The organism is Streptomyces sp. NPDC006430, from assembly GCF_040612395.1.
GTDB lineage: Bacteria > Actinomycetota > Actinomycetes > Streptomycetales > Streptomycetaceae > Streptomyces.
On record NZ_JBEXQA010000094.1, the window covers coordinates 1,465 to 2,692 of the forward strand.

The following is a 1,228-nucleotide window of genomic DNA, read 5'->3' on the forward strand; positions in this document are numbered from 1 at the left end:
CGTCCGGGATCCGCCAGGGCTCGGAGCCGTTGGCGAGGTAGCCGTCGGACAGCAGGAACACCGGCGTGCGGTACGTCAGCGCGATCCGGGCCGCGTCCAGGGCGGCGTCGAAACAGTCCGCCGGGGTCCGCGGCGCCACGACCGGCACCGGCGCCTCACCGTTGCGCCCGTACATCGCCTGGAGCAGGTCCGCCTGCTCCGTCTTGGTCGGCAGCCCCGTGGAGGGCCCGCCGCGCTGGATGTCCACGATCAGCAGCGGCAGCTCCAACGACACCGCCAACCCGATCGTCTCCGACTTCAGCGCCACCCCCGGCCCCGACGTGGTCGTCACGCCCAACGCGCCACCGAAAGCCGCCCCCAGCGCCGCACCGATCCCCGCGATCTCGTCCTCCGCCTGGAAGGTCCGCACGCCGAAGTTCTTGTGCTTGCTCAGTTCGTGCAGGATGTCCGAGGCCGGAGTGATCGGGTACGAACCCAGGTACAACGGCAGGTCCGCCTGCCGGGCCGCGGCGATCAGCCCGTAGGACAGGGCCAGGTTCCCCGAAATGTTGCGGTACGTACCCGTGGGGAACGCCCGCGTCGCCGGCGCCACCTCGTAGGAGACCGCGAAGTCCTCCGTGGTCTCGCCGAAGTTCCAGCCCGCCCGGAACGCCGCCACGTTCGCCTCGGCGATCTCCGGCTTCTTCGCGAACTTCTGCCGCAGGAAACTCTCCGTACCCTCCGTCGGCCGGTGGTACATCCACGACAACAGACCCAACGCGAACATGTTCTTGCTGCGGCCGGCCTCCTTGCGGGAGAGCCCGAAGTCCTTCAACGCCTCGATCGTGAGGGACGTCAGCGGCACCGGGTGGAGCTGATAGGCGTCGAGGGAGCCGTCCTCCAGCGGGGAGGTCGCGTAGCCCACCTTGGCCATGCTCCGCTCGGTGAACTCGTCGGTGTTGACGATGATGTCCGCGCCGCGCGGCACGTCCCCGATGTTCGCCTTCAGCGCCGCCGGATTCATCGCCACCAGCACGTTCGGGGCGTCGCCCGGCGTCAGGATGTCGTGATCGGCGAAGTGCAACTGGAACGACGACACACCCGGCAGGGTGCCGGCAGGGGCCCGGATCTCGGCCGGGAAGTTCGGCAGCGTCGACAGGTCGTTCCCGAACGACGCCGTCTCCGACGTGAAACGATCACCGGTGAGCTGCATGCCGTCACCCGAGTCACCCGCAAAACGAATGATCAC

At 68.7% G+C, this 1,228-nt stretch carries 1 protein-coding gene; it reads right to left on the reverse strand.

Annotated features, from left to right (window positions below; all coding sequences use genetic code 11):
- Nucleotides 1-1,228 (reverse strand): 2-oxoacid:acceptor oxidoreductase family protein (locus ABZZ20_RS36695; protein ID WP_356877366.1); only part of this gene is annotated, 1,228 nt, incomplete at both ends.